The 18,359-nt window shown below is 64.5% G+C and carries 14 protein-coding genes; 8 read left to right on the plus strand and 6 right to left on the minus strand.

The window, feature by feature from the left end:
• Positions 1-45 precede the first annotated feature (45 nt).
• On the minus strand, positions 46-786 hold the full coding sequence (locus ACFOKF_RS21015; protein WP_380798478.1) for a FadR/GntR family transcriptional regulator: 741 nt from the start codon (positions 784-786) through the stop codon (positions 46-48).
• 153 nt (positions 787-939) lie between these two features.
• Between ACFOKF_RS21015 and ACFOKF_RS21020 the strand changes: the two genes are divergently transcribed.
• The 4 genes from ACFOKF_RS21020 to ACFOKF_RS21035 all read left to right on the plus strand — a co-directional run bounded on the left by ACFOKF_RS21020 (position 940) and on the right by ACFOKF_RS21035 (position 9,506).
• Complete coding sequence (locus ACFOKF_RS21020; protein ID WP_380798480.1) at positions 940-3,291, plus strand: S9 family peptidase; 2,352 nt, start codon at positions 940-942, stop codon at positions 3,289-3,291.
• An 8-nt stretch (positions 3,292-3,299) separates the two neighbouring features.
• Entirely contained in the window at positions 3,300-6,044 is a 2,745-nt protein-coding gene (locus ACFOKF_RS21025; RefSeq protein WP_380798481.1) for a DUF5695 domain-containing protein, read from the plus strand.
• A 128-nt stretch (positions 6,045-6,172) separates the two neighbouring features.
• Positions 6,173-8,008, plus strand: coding sequence for an Svx/AvrXca family virulence/avirulence protein (locus ACFOKF_RS21030; protein WP_380798482.1), 1,836 nt, complete (start codon positions 6,173-6,175; stop codon positions 8,006-8,008).
• Positions 8,009-8,012: 4 nt separating this feature from the next.
• Positions 8,013-9,506, plus strand: coding sequence for a peptide MFS transporter (locus tag ACFOKF_RS21035; protein WP_380798483.1), 1,494 nt, complete (start codon positions 8,013-8,015; stop codon positions 9,504-9,506).
• A gap of 103 nt (positions 9,507-9,609) precedes the next feature.
• Here ACFOKF_RS21035 and ACFOKF_RS21040 read toward each other — a convergent pair whose 3' ends face one another.
• Both ACFOKF_RS21040 and ACFOKF_RS21045 read right to left on the minus strand, forming a co-directional pair.
• Positions 9,610-10,800 (minus strand): M24 family metallopeptidase, encoded by a 1,191-nt coding sequence (locus ACFOKF_RS21040; RefSeq protein ID WP_380798484.1) that lies wholly within the window; start codon positions 10,798-10,800, stop codon positions 9,610-9,612.
• 10 nt (positions 10,801-10,810) lie between these two features.
• Positions 10,811-12,031 (minus strand): NAD(P)/FAD-dependent oxidoreductase, encoded by a 1,221-nt coding sequence (locus tag ACFOKF_RS21045; protein ID WP_380798485.1) that lies wholly within the window; start codon positions 12,029-12,031, stop codon positions 10,811-10,813.
• A gap of 268 nt (positions 12,032-12,299) precedes the next feature.
• On the opposite strand from ACFOKF_RS21045, the gene ACFOKF_RS21050 reads away from it, so the two are divergent.
• Genes ACFOKF_RS21050 through ACFOKF_RS21065 form a run of 4 tightly spaced genes read left to right on the plus strand, consistent with a single transcriptional unit; the run spans position 12,300 to position 15,963 of the window.
• Positions 12,300-12,956, plus strand: coding sequence for a GntR family transcriptional regulator (locus ACFOKF_RS21050; RefSeq protein WP_380798486.1), 657 nt, complete (start codon positions 12,300-12,302; stop codon positions 12,954-12,956).
• A 21-nt stretch (positions 12,957-12,977) separates the two neighbouring features.
• The gene (locus ACFOKF_RS21055) at positions 12,978-14,393 is read left to right on the plus strand and encodes an amino acid permease (RefSeq protein WP_380798488.1); all 1,416 of its coding nucleotides are present in this window, start codon (positions 12,978-12,980) and stop codon (positions 14,391-14,393) included.
• 56 nt (positions 14,394-14,449) lie between these two features.
• Positions 14,450-14,581, plus strand: coding sequence for a hypothetical protein (locus ACFOKF_RS21060; protein ID WP_380798489.1), 132 nt, complete (start codon positions 14,450-14,452; stop codon positions 14,579-14,581).
• Between the two features lie 5 nt (positions 14,582-14,586).
• Positions 14,587-15,963, plus strand: a complete 1,377-nt coding sequence (locus tag ACFOKF_RS21065; RefSeq protein ID WP_380798491.1) for a glycoside hydrolase family 27 protein — start codon at positions 14,587-14,589, stop codon at positions 15,961-15,963.
• A gap of 123 nt (positions 15,964-16,086) precedes the next feature.
• Here ACFOKF_RS21065 and ACFOKF_RS21070 read toward each other — a convergent pair whose 3' ends face one another.
• The 3 genes from ACFOKF_RS21070 to ACFOKF_RS21080 all read right to left on the minus strand — a co-directional run bounded on the left by ACFOKF_RS21070 (position 16,087) and on the right by ACFOKF_RS21080 (position 18,240).
• On the minus strand, positions 16,087-16,557 hold the full coding sequence (locus ACFOKF_RS21070; RefSeq protein ID WP_380799320.1) for a nuclear transport factor 2 family protein: 471 nt from the start codon (positions 16,555-16,557) through the stop codon (positions 16,087-16,089).
• Positions 16,557-17,186, minus strand: a complete 630-nt coding sequence (locus ACFOKF_RS21075) for a pyridoxamine 5'-phosphate oxidase family protein (RefSeq protein ID WP_380798493.1) — start codon at positions 17,184-17,186, stop codon at positions 16,557-16,559. Before ACFOKF_RS21075 ends, ACFOKF_RS21070 begins: the two co-directional genes overlap by 1 nt.
• 64 nt (positions 17,187-17,250) lie before the next feature.
• Positions 17,251-18,240 carry an alpha/beta fold hydrolase gene (locus tag ACFOKF_RS21080; RefSeq protein WP_380798494.1) on the minus strand — a complete coding sequence of 330 codons (990 nt, stop codon included), beginning with the start codon at positions 18,238-18,240 and terminating at the stop codon, positions 17,251-17,253.
• Positions 18,241-18,359: the final 119 nt, after the last annotated feature.

Raw genomic sequence — 18,359 nt, forward strand, 5'->3', positions numbered from 1 at the left:
ATCCCCAATTGCCACTCTCATTGGAAGATGCAGGATTTCAGCGCCTTAGCGACGCAGCGCAATCTGCATATCGGCCAGCGCCAGGTCGATCAGCGTCCGCATCGCCTTCTGCGCCTGGCGCGGATTCTGCGCGGCAATCTCCTTGTACAACGCGCGATGCTCCGGCATCGGGTCGCGCGGCGATTCCTGCACCCGCTGCTTGGTCGCCGTGGTCCAGGCGATCGCCGACATGATCGAACTGGACAGGGCATAGAGCATCTCGTTGCACGCCGCCTCCATCAGCAAGCCGTGGAATCGCTGGTCCGCCGCTCGCCCCTTTTCCGTCGCCAACGTATAGCGTTCCATCGCGTCCAGCGCATTGGCCATGTCCACCAACTGCCCGTCATTGCGCCGCAAAGCCGCCATTTCCGCCGCCTGCGGCTCCACCATCATGCGCAGTTCGAACAGATCGCGCAGAAATTCCTCGGTTGGCGCGGACTGGATTTGCCAGGCCAGCACATCGGGGTCGAGCATGCTCCATTTGCGCCGCTCGTTGATCCTGGTCCCCGCCTTGGGCTTGCTGCTGACCAGCCCCTTGGCGGTCAGGATGCGGAAGGCCTCCCGCAACACCGATCGCGATATGCCCAATGTTTCGGCATGGTCCACCTCGGCCGGAAAGACATGGTCCACGGGCAGGGCGCCGCTGACGATCTGGACCGCGATGCGCTGCGCCACGGCATGGTGCAACCGCCCCGTCATCAGCGGCGCGATACCCCTGCCTTCCGCCTGAAACCGCTGATCATCCATGCCGTCATCCAATCCTTTTGCGCCTTATGCCATGCCGCCTTCATCGCGCCAGCATGAAAAAGGCCGATCATATATCGTATATTATTCTTGACCTGTCCATGGTTCACGGTCATGACGGCCCCATCTTTTCCAAAATCACAGGTGCCAGATCCCGTGCGTGCCCGTCTCACCTCTGTTTCCCGGTCGATCAGCCTCCTCGCCCTTGCCGGCGCGACCATCGCCATGGCGGCCCCGGCCCCTGCGCGGACCACAGCACCGACGGCTGCCGCCGCGCCGGACATCCGCGCCCGCTACGCCCTGTCCGACAAGTTTAATGGCCAGGGCCTGTCCGACCTGATCGACAATGCGGACGTCGCCCCGCGCTTCGTCGCCGAGGGCAAGGGCCTGTTCTACCGCACCGGCAACCGCCTCGCGCAAAACTATATCTATGTCGATCTCGCCACACTGGCGAAAACGCAGATCGCCACCACCGCGCAACTGCTCGCCGCCCTGAGCGCCGCAACCGGCAAGACCGTCGATGCAGACGCCGCCCATATCGCCGAAGTCGATTATGACCCGGCGACCAAGGCCCTGCGCTTCGCCGCGCTCGATGGCCGCTGGACTCTCGCCGCCAATGGCAAGGCCGACAAGATCATCGAGGCACCACGGAAGGAAGACCTCTCCCTCCCCTCGCCCGACGGCCGCTTCCGCATCGTCGCGCGCAATTTCAACCTGATCGCGGTGGACATAAAGAGCGGCAAGGAGGTCGCCCTCACCACCGACGGCACGCGCGAGCAGCCCTATGGCCGCTCCATCCCGCAACTGGCCGACATATTGCGCGCCGGCACCGAAGAACCCGACATGCCCGTATCGGGCGCATGGTCGCCTGACGGCCGCTATCTGCTGAGCTGGCGGCTCGACACGCGCGACGTGAAGAAGCTGTCCATCACCCAGCAGAACCCGCCGGGCGAATTTTATCCGCGCAGCTTCTCCTATGTCTATCCGCTCGCCGGCGCGGAGAAATTGCCGCAAGCGACCCGCTTCGTCATCGACATCGAACAGGCGATGAAAGCGGGCAAGGCGAAGATCGTGCCGCTGGCGATCCCGTCGGAATCCATCCTCTACCCCTCCCCGCCCGACATGGGCTGGATCAACGGCAAACCGCGCATCCTCTGGACCGAACGCGGCTACAAGCAACAGGCCGTCTATCAGGCCGATCCGGACACGGGCGCCGCGCGCATCGTCGCGCATGAAGCGGTCAAGCCGCTCGTCACCGTGACGTCCAGCATGATCCTGCCCGCGCCAGACCTTGGCGGAGAACTCTCCATCTCCGAACGGTCCGGCTGGGCGCAGCTCTATCTCGTCACCCCTGATGCGCCCGATGGCGGGAAACCGCTTACTCGGGGGGATTGGGAAGTGCTGTCGGTCGACCATGTCGCCGGGGACAAATCCTCTCTGATCGTGACCGGCGTGGGCCGGGAAAAGGCCCGCAATCCCTATTGGCGCGCGCTCTATCGCGTGTCGCTGAACGGCGGCGACACGACTGAGCTGACCCCCGAACCGCTCGACCATGACGCCACCCTGTCCGACGACGGACGATGGATCGTGGACCAGATGTCCAGCCCGACAAGCCCGACCCATGCCGTCCTACGCGACGGGCGGACCGGCCGGATCGTCCTGGACCTTGCCACCGCCGACGACAGCCGCCTGCGCGCCGCCGGCTATACATCGCCCGAACCCTTTCAGGGCGTCGCGGCGGACGGCCATACCCCCATCTATGGCATGATCTTCCGCCCGGCGAACTTCGATGCGAAGCGCAGCTATCCCATCATCGACAATGTCTACACCGGACCGACCACGACCGACGTTCCCGCCACCTGGAACGACGCCCATCGCGTCTCCGGCAATGCCGTGGCCCAGATCGGCGCGATCGTGGTGATGATCGACGGCACCGGCACCTCCCGCCGGGGCCAGGCCTTCCGCCTGCCCGCCTATCAAAATCTGGGCGAAGTCGGGCTGGACGATCATATCAGCCTCATCCGCCAGATGGCCGCCAAATATCCCTATATGGACGCCACCCGCGTCGGCGTGTTCGGCGGATCGGCCGGCGGTTACGACACCGCCCGCTTCCTGCTGCGGCGCCCCAATTTCTTCACCGTCGGCGTCTCCTCCTCCGGCAATCACGACCTGCGCCTCGACAAGACATGGTGGCCCGAAGTCTCCATGGGCAACCCGGACGAAGCCACATGGGAGCGGAACAGCAACATGTCGGTCGCCGGCAACCTGATGGGCAAGCTGCTGCTAATCCATGGCGACATTGACGATAATGTGCCGGTGACGGAAAGCTTCCGCCTCGCCAAGGCGCTGATGGACGCCGGGCGCGATGTCGATCTGGTCGTCCTGCCCAACACCACCCACCGTGTCTATCAGCCCTTCTTCTGGAAGAAGCTGCGCGACTATTTCACGCTCAACCTGCTGGGCGAAACCCCGCCCGCGCTCACCGCACGCACCCCCGCCGCGAAATGACGAGGAAGATGATGACCAAGAAGCTCCCCCTGATCGCGCTGCTGCTGGCGTCCGTGCCCGCGCTGATGCCCGCCACCGCCGCCTTTGCCGAGGCCGCGCCCGCCAAGAAGGTCTTCCCGCCAATCGCCAAGACCGCGTATAAGACCCCGACCTTCGACCTCGCCCTGCGCACCGACACCCAGACACTGGCGCATCTGTCCCCCACTGGCGACGCGGCGTTCGACTATGTCCCCGCCGCCCGCGAAGCGGAACGGGCCGGTGACGGCTATGTCCATATCGGCGACCTCCATCTTCGCCTGAAGAGCGGCGCCGGCGCATGGCAGGATTATTCCTCCGCCCATGCCCGCAAGCCCATCGTGAAGCTGGTCGCGCGCGGCGATGTGCTGGCCGCCGCCGACATCACCGCGTCGATGGGCGCGGGCATCCCGCTGCGTGTCGAACGCCAGTGGGTCAATGACAATGGCGTCCTCGCCCTACGCTTCACTCTGGTCAACACCAGTCGCGAACCCGTCGAAATCGGCGCGCTCGGCATGCCGATGGTGTTCGACAATATCATCCTCGACCGCGATCTGGATCAGGCGCATGCGCAGGCCAGCTTCGTCGATCCCTATATCGGCCGCGACGCCGGCTATTTGCAGGTAACGCGCCTCAATGGTCAGGGGCCTGCGCTGCTGGTCCTGCCGGAGAAAAACACCCCGCTCGAAGCCTATCGTCCGGTCCTCGAAGCCCGCGCCGCGCCCAAGGACGACATCTTCACCGACCGCAGCCCGCGCACGCAGGTCTCCGAAGGCTTTTACGACTGGACCGTCGCCAGCAAGGGCTTTGTCGACAAGGAATGGGCCAAGGCCGGCCCGCAATGGAATGAGGCGACCAGCATCACCCTCGCCCCCGGCCAGAGCCGCACCATCGGCCTGCGCTTCGTCACATCGCCCTCCATCCGCGCGATCGAGGATACGCTCGTCGCCAACAAGCGCCCCGTCGCGGTCGGCATCCCCGGCTATGTCGTGCCCACCGACCAGTCGGCCAGCCTTTACCTGAAATCCGCCAGCCCGGTCGCAAAGATCGAGAGCTTCCCCGCCGGCGCGCTCACCGCCACCCCGGTCGACAGCAGCGCCGGCTCCGCGCGCTATGACGTAAAGGCGTCGGGCTGGGGTCAGGCGCGCCTCACCATCACCTATGCCGACGGACAGGCCCAGACGGTCAGCTACTATATCACCAAGCCGCTAGAGCAGGTGATGGCCGACATCGGCCATTTCACCACGACGAACCAGTGGTTCGAGGGCAAGGGCGATCCCTTCCACCGCTCGCCCGCCATCCTCTCCTATGACCGGGAAGCGAATAAGATCCTGACGCAGGACGGCCGCGTCTGGGTCGCGGGCATGAGCGACGAGGGCGGCGCAGGCAGCTGGGTCGCCGCCGCGATCAAGCAGCTCGACAATCCCAATGCAGAGGAAGTCGCGAAGCTCGAACGCATGGTCAATGAAACCGTGCTCGGCCACCTTCAGGTCGCCGAAGGGCCACAGGCCGGTGCGGTCAAGAAGAGCCTCTTCTATTACGACCCGAAGGAATTTCCGGACTATTATGATCCGGCGATCAACTGGAAGAACTGGACCGCCTGGTCGAAGAAGGATTCGGACGATCTCGGCCGGTCCTACAATTATCCCCATGTCGCGATCGGCCATTGGGTGCTCTATCGCCTCGCCCGTGACAATCAGGGGCTCGTGAAGCAGCATGACTGGCGCTTCTATCTCGACTGGGCGTACCGCACCTCGGTCGCGATGATGCGCGACGCGCCCTATTATGCGCAATTCGGCCAGATGGAAGGCGACGTCTTCCTCGACATATTGAAAGACCTGAAGCGCGAAGGCCTGACGGCCGAAGCAACCGAGATGGAAAAGCTGATGAAGGGCCGCGCCGATCACTGGCGCACGCTCAAATATCCCTTCGGCAGCGAAATGGCGTGGGACTCCACCGGCCAGCCCGAAGTCTATGCCTGGATGCGCTATTTCGGCTATCAGCCGCAGGCCGATGTGACCAAGGAAGTGATCCTTGGTTATGATCCGACCATCCCCAGCTGGGGCTATAATGGCAATGCCCGCCGCTATTGGGACTTCCTCTATGGGGGCAAGGTGTCGCGGATCGAACGGCAGATTCACCATTATGGCTCGGCGCTCAACGCCGTGCCGCTGTTCGACGCCTATCGCCAGAACCCGGACGATCTCCACCTGCTGCGCGTCGCCTATGGTGGCATGATGGGCGGCATCACCAATATCGACCAGCAGGGTTTCGGGTCCGCCGCCTTCCATAGCTGGCCCGACATGATGAAATGGGACGTGCTGACCGGCGACTATGGCATGGGCTTTTATGGTCATGCGATCGCGTCCGCCACCTATGCGGTGAAGGACAAGGATCTGGGCTGGCTCGGTTTCGGCGGCAAAGTCACGGACGACGCCGACACAATTCATATCGTGCCGCAGGATGGCGCCCGCCGCCGCCTGTTCATCGCGCCCGCGGGCCTCTGGATCACGCTGGAGGCCGGCCGCATCGCCAGCGCCGATTATGACGCCGCATCCGGCAATGTCGTGCTGACGCTCGACCCCGCCGACGCGGCTACGAGCAAGGCGCGCCTGCTGTTCGAAACCACGACGAAGGATGGCAAGCCTTATGCGTTTGGCGGCGGTACGGCCGACCGGGGCGGCTATGCCATCCCGCTCACCAGCACCGCAACCCGCATCACGCTGACGCCACGCTGATGACGATGCGCCGCGCCCTCCTCGCTTCGGCTGTTGGTCTGACGATGGGGGGCGCGGCGCTGGCCGCCCTGCCCCGGCCGCAGAGTTTCACAGGGGCAGATCGCTGTCCTATTGGCGGGCCGGGCGTTATGTTCGCGCCCAGTGATTGTGCGACAGCACTTTCCGATAGGATCAGCCCGGCGCAACAAAATGTCCAAACTGGCGGGAAATATGCGAAGTTAAGCGCCGGAAATCCTATCTGCGCCGTTGCCCCCTGGACGGTCGCCGCGACCGATCCGGGCGATGCCGTCAACGGCGCCCTGCCGCTCCAGATGGAAAGCGCCCATGTCGCCTTCCACTGGAAGCCCGGCACTGTCAATCCGGCCGACGCAAAGGCGGCCGCGGCGCATCTGGAATATGTCTGGTCCTACTTCATCGACACTCTGGGCTTCCCGATGCCCCATTGCGCCGACGCCACCAAGTACAAGGTCAACGCCTATATCGGCGTCGATTATGGCCTGACCGGCGGCACGGATTCGCTAGGCCATATGGGCATGTGGATTGGCCCCGGCGCATTGAAGGACCGGTTCGGTCTCGCCCATGAACTGACCCACGCCTTGCAGGCCGCGACCGGCCGGCTGATGGACTCGCCCTATACCGGCTGGATGTTCGAAAGCCACGCCAACTGGATGACCACCCAGTTGCCCGAGTTTCGCGACAACACCCATTGTTCGGTGCTGCTCAAACAATATCCCCACCTCTATTATGGCTCGACCCGGTCGCGCTACTGCAACTGGCAATGGTTCGAATATCTCAAGGATCGCTATGGCTATGACGCCGTCAACGCCCTCTGGCGCACCGCGCCGGGCAAGGACGATCCCGGCCGCCTGACCGCCGATCCCTTCTCTGTGCTGCGGTCCAACATGGGCTGGACGCAGGAGCAGTTGAACGACGCCTTCGGCGACTGGGCGCTCCGCAACGCCAATTGGGACTATGCCAATGGCGCCGTCTATCGCAAAAACTATGGCGGCTACGACCAGACCACCGGCCCCGACATCTTGGCCGCGACCGTGCTGGACCCGATCGATGCCGACAAGCGCCGCTATGCCGTGCCAGACCTCTGGGCGCCCCAGCGCTGGGGCTATAATATCGTCAGGCTGAACCCCGATGCCGGCCAGACCCGCGTCACCGTCACCTTCCGCGGCATCGTGCAACCGGCGTCCGCCACCACAAAACTGCCGGGCCTCCCCGACGAACCCGAAACCATCCCGCCGCCCGCCTCCGACTGGCGCTGGGGCGTGGTCGCGATCGGGGCCGACGGCCAGAGCCGCTACAGCCCCCTCCAGCGCGGCGCCCGCGCGCAGACGGCAATCGCCATCCGCCCCGACGACAAGGGCCTTTATCTGGTCGTGATGGCCACCCCCTCGCAGATGCAGAAAATCCGCTGGGACCAGCCCTATTATTCCATCTACCGCTATCCCTGGATGGTGCAGCTGGACGGCGCCCGGCCCGATGCGCCCGCCCCCATCCCCGGCGGCCATCGCCATGCCAATGGCGGCGGCTGGGTCGGTCCGCGGGCGCAAGTCGCCGCCACCGCTTATGTCGGCCCCTATGCCCGCGTCCTTTCCGGCACGGTCGCCGACCGGGCGCGGGTCGAGGACCATGCCGTCGTTTCGGACCGGGCGCAGCTTCGCGACGATGCCGTTATCGCGGGCCTCACCGTCCTGCGCGGCGACACGATCCTGCGCGGCCACGCCCGCGCAGCAACATCGATGCTCGGCATCGGCGAATATGAAAAGGGGATCATCCTGTCCGGCACAGCGCAGACGATCGGCGACGTCGAACATCGCGGCGGCCAGTTCGACAAGGGCGTGTCCTACGGCTTCGTCGATCAGGCCGCGGCCACCGACCCGAAACGCGGCGCAGAGCTGACCGCCCCGGTGCCCGAAGTCACCGCCAAGCCCGACTATCGCTGGATTCCCTGACGATATGACGATGATCCAGCCGGAAGCCGAAATGCTCTGGGGCCATCCCAAGGGCCTCTACGTCCTCTTCTTCACCGAATTATGGGAGCGTTTCTCCTTCTACGGGATGCGCGCGCTGCTGATCTTCTATCTCACGCGGCATTTCCTCTATTCGGGCGAGCAATCGGGCCTGCTCTACGGCGCCTATCTGGCGCTGGTCTTCCTGTCCCCCATGATCGGCGGTTACCTCGCCGACCGATGGCTGGGTCAGCGCAAGGCAGTGCTATTCGGCGGGCTGGTCATCGCCAGCGGCCATATCACGCTGGGGCTGGAGGATGTTCTCGGCACGTCGGCGCAGGCCATCTTCTGGATCGGCCTGTCGCTGATCGTCGTGGGCACCGGCTTCCTCAAAGCCAATATCTCGGCGCTGGTGGGCAAGCTCTACGCCGCGCATGATCCGCGCCGGGACAGCGCCTATACGCTCTTCTATATGGGCATCAATCTGGGCGGCGCGATCGGCCCGGTCATTTGCGGCGTTCTGGGCGAGACTTTGGGCTGGGGCTACGGCTTCGGCGCAGCCGCCATCGGCATGATCGCAGGCGTCATCGTCTTCGCACGCGGCAAGCGCCATCTGCTCGGCGGCGGCGAAGCCCCCGATCCGGCAGCGCTGGCGCAGCCCGTCTTCGGCCTGAAACGCGAATGGCTGATCTACGCCAGCACGATCCCGCTGACCTTGCTCAGTTGGGTATTGCTTATATCACCGAAATTGACCGGCACCCTGTTGGCGGTCGGCGGGATACTCGTCGGCCTGCTGCTAGTCTGGATCGCCCTTGCCCGGCTCGAAGGCGAAGAGCGCCGCAAGCTGCTCTACGCACTCGCCCTCATCGTCATTCAGCCCGTCTTCTGGGGCCTCTACGAACAGAGCGGCTCCTCGCTCAGCCTCTTCATCGACCATCATGTCAACCGCATGATTTTCGGCCATGAGGTCCCCGCCTCGGTCTTTCAGGCGCTCCCACCTTTCTTCGTCTGCCTGATCGCTTTGCCCTTTGCCGCGCTCTGGCTGCGCCTAGCGAAAGCGGACCGGATGCCCACGCCGATCAGCAGCTTCGCCTTCGGCATCATCATGGTCGGCGGCGGCTTCGTGCTGATGGCACTGGCGCAGTGGGTGCCGGCGGATCAGAAGGTGCCGCTCGCCTTCATCTTCCTGCTCTTCCTCTGCCACGCGATCGGTGAAATGTGCCTGTCGCCCGTCGGCCTCTCCGCCATGTCCCGCTTCGCGCCGCGCCATATGCTCAGTTTCCTGATGGGCACATGGTTCCTGGCGACGGCGGCGGGCAATTTCAGCGCAGGCGTCATCGCATCGGTGATCGAAGCGATGGGCGGCGGCGCGGACGGCGGCGACCGCGCCATCATCCTCGACGCCTATCTGCGCATCGGCCTGGTCGCCGCCGCGATCGGCGCACTGGTGCTGGTGCTGAATGTCGGAGCGCAACGCCTGCTGCAGTCACGAACCGCCTGACCCTATCCGTTCGCTTCGAGCAGGTTCGAGCGAAGTCGAGAACCGCCTGTCGAGAAGTCGGCGCGCAGCCGTTCTCGACAAGCTCGAACCGAACGGAGGTTATTTAGTCGGCAAAAGGCCGGTCGATCGTCCCCTGCGGCTGCGTAAACCACTGCGCGCCCGTCTCGGTCACATGAAAATGATCCTCCAGCCGGATGCCGAAACGCTGCGGCACGACGATCATCGGTTCGTTGGAAAAGCACATGCCCGGTTGCAGCGGCGTCTTGTCCCCCCGCACCAGATAGGCGGGTTCATGGATCGACAGGCCGATGCCGTGCCCGGTGCGATGCGGCAGGCCGGGCAGGCGATAGTCGGGACCAAGCCCCGCCTTCTCCAGCACCGCCCGCGCCGCCGCGTCCACGCTTTCGCACGGCGCACCGGGCATGACCGCGTCGAACGCCGCCTGCTGCGCCTCCTTCTCCAGCGCCCAGATGGAGCGCGCCTGTTCGTCCACCGCGCCAAAGGCATAGGTGCGGGTAATGTCGGAATGATAGCCCTCGATCGTGCAGCCCGTGTCGATCAGAACCAGCTGCCCCTCCTCCAGCGTGCGGTCGCCCGGCAGGCCATGGGGATAGGCGGTCGCCTCGCCAAATTGCACGATGCAGAAGCTGGAACCCTTGGCGCCCAGCCGGCGATGCGCCTCATTGATGAAGCGCGTCACTTCGCTCGCCCTTATGCCGGGGCGCAATATCCGCGCGGCGGCCGCATGCACCTGCAACGTCATGGATTTGGCCTGCTGCATCAGCGCCAGTTCGGCGGCGGACTTCACCATCCGGCATCCGCTGATGACCGGCGTCGCATCGACCAGCTTGGCGCTCGTCCCCTGCCGCAGCCGTTCGGCAAAGTGGAAGGGCAGCTCCGGGTCCACCGCCACCGTCCGCGCGCCCGCTTGCCCCAGCGCATCGATCACCAGCGCCACCGGATCTTCGTCCTCCTGCCAGGACCGGATCTCCGCATCGATCGCCAGATCCGCCTCCAGCGTGCCGATCTCGAAATGCGGGCAGATGATGATCGGGGTACGGCCAGGCACCAGCAGCATCGCCACCAGCCGCTCGCTCTGCCCCCATGGCACCGCCGAAAAATAGCGCAGCGACGCCCCGGCATTGACCAGCAGCGCCTGCGCGCCGATCCCGTCGGCCAGCTCCTGCGCCCGCGCGATCCGGGCCAGCCGCTCCGCCGCCGCAATCGGCGCGGCGCGATCCGCCCATGGGTGCAGCCGGTCCAGTTCGGCCTGCGCGCTCGATCCACCAATCATATCGTCATCCTTATGCGAAACGCCCAATGTCGAAGGGGGCGACCGACAGCGCCGGCTCCGTCCCCGTCACGATTGCCGCCATCAGTCGCGCCGTGATCGGCGCCAATGTAAGCCCCAGATGCTGGTGGCCAAAGGCGTAAAAGAGATTGTCCGCCTTGTCCGACCGGCCGATCGCCGGCAGATAGTCGGGCAGGGTCGGCCGGCACCCCATCCAGCGCGTAAATGGTCCCCGGACCGGCAGGCCCAGTTCCGCCACATGCCGCTCCAGCCGCTCCCATTTGCGCGGATCGGCGGGCGCATCGACCCGCCCCAGCTCCACAAAGCTCGCCGCCTGCACGCAATCGGCATAGCGGGTGACGATCATCGATCGATCCTCATAAACGACCGGCGGCAGATCGGCGGGCCAGTCGGCGGCGCTGGCGCGAACATGATAGCCGCGCTCGGCAATCATCGGCGCCTTATGGCCCAACCCCTCCATCAGCGGACCGGACCGGACGCCGGCGCAGATGATGACCCGGTCGGCATCGATGCCCGGCACTGCGACCCGCGCACCGTCACGGATGGCCGTGGCGCGGCGCGCGACAATCTCACCGCCCCGCGCGACAAAAGCCGCCCGCAATGCATGACGCAGCGCGCCAAGATCGGTTATCTGACCGCTGCCGGCAAAACGGATCGCGCCCGCCACCGGCTCACTGGTCAGGCCAGACAGCCGGGACAAATCGGCGGCGCTCGCGCTTTCCACCTGCGCCGTGCCGATATCGGCCGCTTCCCATGCGGCGCGCCCTCCTGCCGCTGCGTCGGCATTCCCCCATTGCACATAATGGCCATCCTGCCGCAGCAGGTCGGGTGCGCCGATCCGGTCGACCAGCGCCTCCCATGCGGGCATCGCCTGCGCCAATAGTCCGCGCAACGCATCGCTGCCCTGCCGGAAGCGCGCCGGCCGCGCCGCCGCCATCAATCGCAGACCAAAGGGCAGCCACGCGCCAATCGCCGACAGTGGAAAATCCAGCGCGCCGCCCCGCACGAACAGCCGGCGGGGCACGCTGCGCAACAACGAAAGAGACGCCAGCGGCGCAACCTGCTCCACCGCAATATGGCCGGCATTGCCCCAGGATGCGGCGTGCCCCGCATCATCGTCATCGACCAGCACGACCGCCTGTCCCGCGTCCAGCAAGGCTATGCCCGTGGACAGGCCCACCACGCCGCCGCCGATGATCGCTATACGCCCCACAAAAACTCCATTGCATCGCCCGTTCAATATCGTATACGTTATATCAACAGAGCAATCAGCAGACAAGGCTTTGCCCGACGATGGTTCAATTTCGCCCTTTCCCGCCAAAGCGACCGGCATGCCGGTCGCAGCGCGTGGGCGTTATGACAAAGTTGGACAGACATACAACAAACGCTGTTTTGCAGTGCAATAGGCAATTATCTACCATATACGTTCGTCATGCAGCGCATCTTTCCCGCGCCGCAGCGCCCTATATGGAGACAATCAGGTGACAATCGTCGTCCGCACCCTTGCCGAACGCATTTTCGAAGTGATCCGGGAACGGATCGTCGAGGGCAAGCTGCCCGAGCGTGAGCCGGTGCGGCAGGATGCGCTGGCGGCGGAACTGGGCGTCAGCAAGATTCCGCTGCGCGAGGCGCTGGCCCGACTGGAGCATGAAGGGCTGCTCACCAGCCAGGCCAATCGCGGCTGGTTCGTGCGCCCCATGTCGGCCGATCAGGCCGAGGAAATCTATCTGCTGCGCCTCGCGATCGAACCGGCGGCCGTCGCCTTCGCCTGCCAGCACATCACGGACGCGGACAAGGTCGCCGCGCTCGACGCTTTCAAACTGCTCGACGCCGCCGCCAATGATGATCTGAACGCCGTCGCCGTGCGCAACCGCGAATTCCATGTTGCGCTGGTGCGGCCGGGCGGCCGGCTGCTCACCACCCAGTTGGTCGAGCGCCTCGAAGTGTTGGCCGAACGCTATGTGCTGGCCCATCTGGCTCCGGCGGGACGCGGCGATCGCGCCCATCTGGAGCATCAGGCGCTGCTCGACGCATGGCTCGCGGGGCAGTCGGACGCCGTTCAGGCGCTGCTGACCCAGCATATCGCCAGCACGCTAGACGATCTGCGCGCGCATTTTGCCGCCAGCCATACTCAGTGATCCGCTAAAAAAGGGGACTTCATGCTCGGACCACGCAAATCCATCGAAAAACTCGCCCAGCGCGAGTCCGGGCATAGCCTCGCCAAAACCCTCAGCTGGCCGCACCTGATCGCGCTGGGCGTCGGCGCGATCGTGGGCACCGGCATCTATACGCTGACCGGCGTGGGGGCCGAACGGGCCGGCCCCGCCGTGATCCTGGCCTTCGCCATCGCCGGCGCGGTCTGCGCCTGCGCCGCGCTCGCCTATGCCGAAATGGCGACTTTGATCCCGGCGGCGGGCAGCGCCTATACGTTCAGCTATGCCGCAATGGGCGAAACCATCGCCTGGATCGTGGGATGGAGCCTGATCCTAGAATATTCGCTCGCCTGTTCGACCGTGGCGGTCGGCTGGTCGGGCTATCTGGTGGGCTGGCTGCAATCGGCGGGCATCCATTTGCCCGCGATGCTGCTGGTCGGGCCGCATGGCGGCGGCATCATCAACCTGCCCGCCGTGCTGGTCGCGCTGGGCGTGATGGGCATGCTGATCGCCGGCACGCGCGAAAGCGCGACGCTCAATATCATCCTCGTCATCATCAAGCTCGTCGCGCTGTCGATCTTCGTCGCCATGGCGCTGCCCGCTTTTCAGTCGGGCCATCTGGAACCCTTCATGCCCTATGGATTCGCCAGCACGGAAATTGAGGGGCAGAAGCGTGGCGTGATGGCGGCTGCGGCCATCGTCTTCTTCGCCTTCTATGGTTTCGACGCCGTCGCCACATCGGCGGAGGAAGCCAAAAATCCGGGTCGCGACCTCACCATCGGCATCATCGGATCGATGCTGGTCTGCACGCTCATCTACATGGCGGTCGCCATCGCCGCGATCGGCGCCCTGCCCTTCCAGCAACTCGCCAATTCGCCCGAGCCGCTCGCCCTCGTCCTGCGTCAGCTGGGCCAGCCGACCGCCGCGCATCTGATCGCGCTGGCCGCCGTCATCGCCTTGCCCTCGGTCATTCTGGTCATGATGTACGGCCAGAGCCGCGTCTTCTTCGTCATGGCGCGCGACGGATTGCTGCCGCGCAGCCTGGCCAAGATCAGCCCGCGCACCGGCGCGCCGACGCGCATCACGCTGATGACCGGCCTGTCGATCGCGCTGGTCGCCGGCATCTTCCGGCTGGACGAAATCGCCGAACTGGCCAATGCCGGCACGCTGATCGCCTTCATGGCGGTGGGCGCCTGCCTCATGATCCTGCGCCGTCGATCGCCCGAACTGCCCCGCCTGTTCCGCTGCCCCCAACCCTATGTCGTGGGCACGCTGACGATCCTGGGTTGCGCCTATCTGCTCTTCAGCCTGCCGGACACGACCCTGGTTCGCTTCGGCGCCTGGAACGTCATCGGCCTGCTCTTCTACTGTCTCTACAGCCGCAGCCGCAGCGACGCCCGTCAGGATGCCGCCACCGCCTGACGGCGGCGCATCCGGCCCCTTTCCCGTTTCCCTTTGATCCCATGGAGGAGATCGCGATGACGCGCGCCCTTTTGACGAGCCTGACCCTCGCCACCGCCCTATGTGCCGCCGCCCCCGCCAGCGCAAAGACCGCCTTTGACGGCGTCTGGCTGTTCGATGATGCCCCGCCAACCCCCGCGTCACCATGATGCAGGTGAAAAGCAAAGGCGCGACAATCGAAGGCAGCGTCACGACGCTCTGGTACGGCCCGGTCGAGATGCTGAACCCGCGCATCGCCGACGGAAAGCTTCTGTTCGAAGCGCGCAACATCAACGATCGCGATCACCCCACCCGCAGCTGGAGCGTCAGCCTGACCGATGGCAAGCCGCATCTGGAGGGGCAAATCTGGGAAACGAAGGTTTCGATCGACGGCTATCGCGGCGCCGCCAAGGACGCCAAGGCCCGCGCCTTCAAGTTCGCGCCCCTGCCCCCGCTGGGAAAGCCCATTCCCAGCAAACTCGCCGCCACCCCGCCCATGGGCTGGAGCAGCTGGAACAAGTTCGCCGAACATATTGATGACAAGACGGTCCGCGCCATGGCCGATGCGATGGTGTCGACCGGCCTGCGCGATGCGGGCTACACCTATATCAACATCGACGACGGCTGGCAGGGTCAGCGCGACGCCAATGGCGTGCTGCACCCCAATGCCAAATTCCCGGACATGAAAGCGCTGACCGATTATGTCCACGCCAAGGGGCTGAAGATCGGCATCTATTCCTCGCAGGGACCACGCACCTGCGCCGGCTATGAGGGCAGCTATGGCCATGTCGCGCAGGATGCGAAAAGCTTTGCCGACTGGGGCTTCGACTATCTGAAATATGATCTCTGCTCGGGCGAATGGTTTTATGCCGATGCGGACACGGTCAAGCGCAGCTATCATGAAATGGGCGCAGCGTTGCAGGCGACCGGACGGCAGATCATCTTCTCCCTGTGCGAATACGGCCGCTTCGACGTCGGCAGCTGGGGCCGCGACGTCGGCGGCCAGCTCTGGCGCACCACCGGCGACATTACCGACGATTATCCGACCATGGCGAAGATCGGCTTCGACAAGAATGGCAATCCCGATCATGCCGGCCCGCATGGCTGGAACGATCCCGACATGCTGGAAATCGGCAATGGCGGCATGAGCGCGGACGAATATCGCACCCATATGACCCTGTGGGCGATGGCCGCAGCGCCGCTGATGATGGGCCATGACCTGCGCGAAACCAGCCCGGAAACGCTGGCGATGTTGACCAATCGCCGCGTCATCGCAATCGATCAGGACGCGCGCGGGGTTCAGGGCAGGGCGATCCGCAAGCAGGGCGATCTCGAAATCTGGGCCAAGCCGCTGGCCGACGGGCGCGTCGCACTGGCCCTGTTCAATCGCGGGACGCAGGCCGCGTCGCTGGGACTGACCGCCGCCGACGCAGGTTTTTCCTCCATTTCGCAGGTGGAAGACCTCTGGTCGGGCGCTACCGGCACTGACCTGCCCGCCAGCTACGCCGTGCCGGCGCGCGGCGCGGTGATGCTGGTGGTTCAGGGGCGCTAAAGCATCTTCGAAGCAGATGGCATCATCTGCTGTCTCGGAAAATGCGGAAAACAAAAGAGAAATAGATGACAATGGGTGGCCCACGTCCGCATCACGGCGTGGACCACCCATGCTCTCTCGTTCCTACAGTCCAAGGTCGCTCAGGCCGGGATGGTCGTCGGGGCGGCGGCCGGGCGTCCAGTGGAATTTCCGATCCGCCGCGCTGATCGGCGCATCATTGATGCAGGCCAGCCGCCGCTGCATCAGGCCATGCGCGTCAAATTCCCAATTCTCATTGCCATAGGAGCGATACCAGTTGCCGCTGTCGTCATGCCATTCATAGGCGAAGCGCACTGCGATGCGATTATCGGTGAAGGCCCATAATTCCTTGATCAGCCGATAATCCAGTTCGCGCTTCCATTTGCGCGTCAGGAACGCGATGATCGCCGACCGCCCCTCCAGAAACTCGGCCCGGTTCCGCCACTGGCTGAGCGGCGTATAGGCCAGGGCGACCCTGGCCGGATCTCGGCTGTTCCACCCATCCTCGGCCATGCGCACCTTCTGCGTCGCCGTGTCCAGAGTGAAGGGCGGCAGAGGTGGTCTTGAACTGTCCATCATGCGTCTCCGATCTTGCCGAGCCGCTCCTGAAGCGCGGCATTTTCCGCCTCCAGTTGCGCCAGTCGTTCATGCAGCGGCCGCACCGCCTGTTCGATTTCCCGCTCGGTGAAGCGGGGCGTGATATGTTGCGGGCAATTCCAGTCGAACGCCTCCAGCCGCAGCCGGAAGATGCGCTCCGCCCGCGCCTTATAGCCTTCGTCCATCACCAGTTCGGTCAGCGCCGGGTTCGCATCCATCGCCAGCTTTTCGACATGGGCATAGATTTTCAGCCGCGCCCGCCGGGGATAATCCATCAGGATCAGGCAGGCCCGGTCGTTCGCCGCCAGATTGCCGGTGCTGATATATTGGCGATTGCCGCGATAATCGGCAAAGGCCAGAGTCCGATCGTCCACCATCTTCAGGAAACCGGCCGGCCCGCCGCGATGCTGGACATAGGGCCAGCCATCTTCCGACACGCTGGCCATGTAGAAACTGTCCCGCGCCGCCAGAAATGTGGCCTCGTTCGCGGTGAAGCGGTCGAAGGACCGATTGCCGCTGAACGCCTCCCATTGGGCGTCCGCGCCCATCTCGGCCTGCGCCGCGCGTACGCTCGGCGTCATCGCAATATCCAGAAATCCGTAGGACATGGTTCGTCTCCCATCATGGGTCCAGCGGGTGGGGCGGTCCCGGCAGAACCGTCCCACCCCGTCCTCAGCGCGGCGCCACCTTGCGATCCAGGAAATCGCGGATCATTGGCGCCATCACGTCCAGCTTGTCCTCCAGGGCGAAATGGCCGGTATCCAGGATATGCATCTCCGCATCGGGCAGGTCGCGAAGATAGGGATGCGCGCCCGCTTCCGGGAAGATCTTGTCATTCTTGCCCCATACGATCAGCGTCGGCGGCTTGCGTTCGCGAAAAAACGCCTGAAACGCCGGATAGAGCGGCAAATTGGTGCGATAGTCATAGAATAGGTCGAGCTGAATATCCTTGTTGCCCGGCCGGTCGAGCAGCGCCTGATCATGCACCCAATTGTCGGGGCTGATCCGCGACAGGTCGCTGACGCCATCCTGATATTGGAATTTGGTCGCGTCCAGCCCGACCAGCCAGCCCTGCGCTTCCCGATCCTTGGCCGATCCGCTCTTCCAATAGGCCTTGATCGGATCCCAGAAGGCGCCCAGCCCTTCCTCATAGGCATTGCCATTCTGCACGATCAGGCCGCTGACCCGATCGGGATGCTTGATGGCCAAACGGTATCCCACCGGCGCGCCATAATCCATCACATACATGGCATAGCGCTGGGCGCCGATCCGCCCCATCAGCGTATCGACCATGTCGGCATAATGGCCAAAGCTGTAGTTGAACTGGCGATGGTCGGGCGCATCGCTCTCGCCATAGCCCGGATAGTCCGGCGCGATGACATGATAACGATCGGCCAGCAGCGGGATGAGGTTGCGGAACATGTGCGATGATGTGGGAAATCCGTGGAGCAGCAGCAGGACCGGGCCGTCGGCAGGCCCGGCTTCGCGGTAAAACATCTTCACGCCGTCGATCGTCATGCTGCGATAATGGATCGTTGCCGGCGCGGCCTGCACGGCGGCGGCCGGAACCTGCGCCGCCACCTGCGCCGGCGCGGCGAATGCGCCTGTTGGAACGACGATGCCCGTGCTTGCCAGCAACATCGAAATGACCAGTGTCTTCATTATGTCCTCCACCCTCCTGGGTCGCTGAGCAACGGCTTCAGCCTCTGGAGATGGAGATATGCCTTGCGAAGATATTTGATAATTATGTGAAATTGTAAATTATTATTCCTAAAAATGGA

The organism is Sphingobium rhizovicinum (assembly GCF_042647625.1).
Classification (GTDB): Bacteria; Pseudomonadota; Alphaproteobacteria; order Sphingomonadales; family Sphingomonadaceae; genus Sphingobium; species Sphingobium rhizovicinum.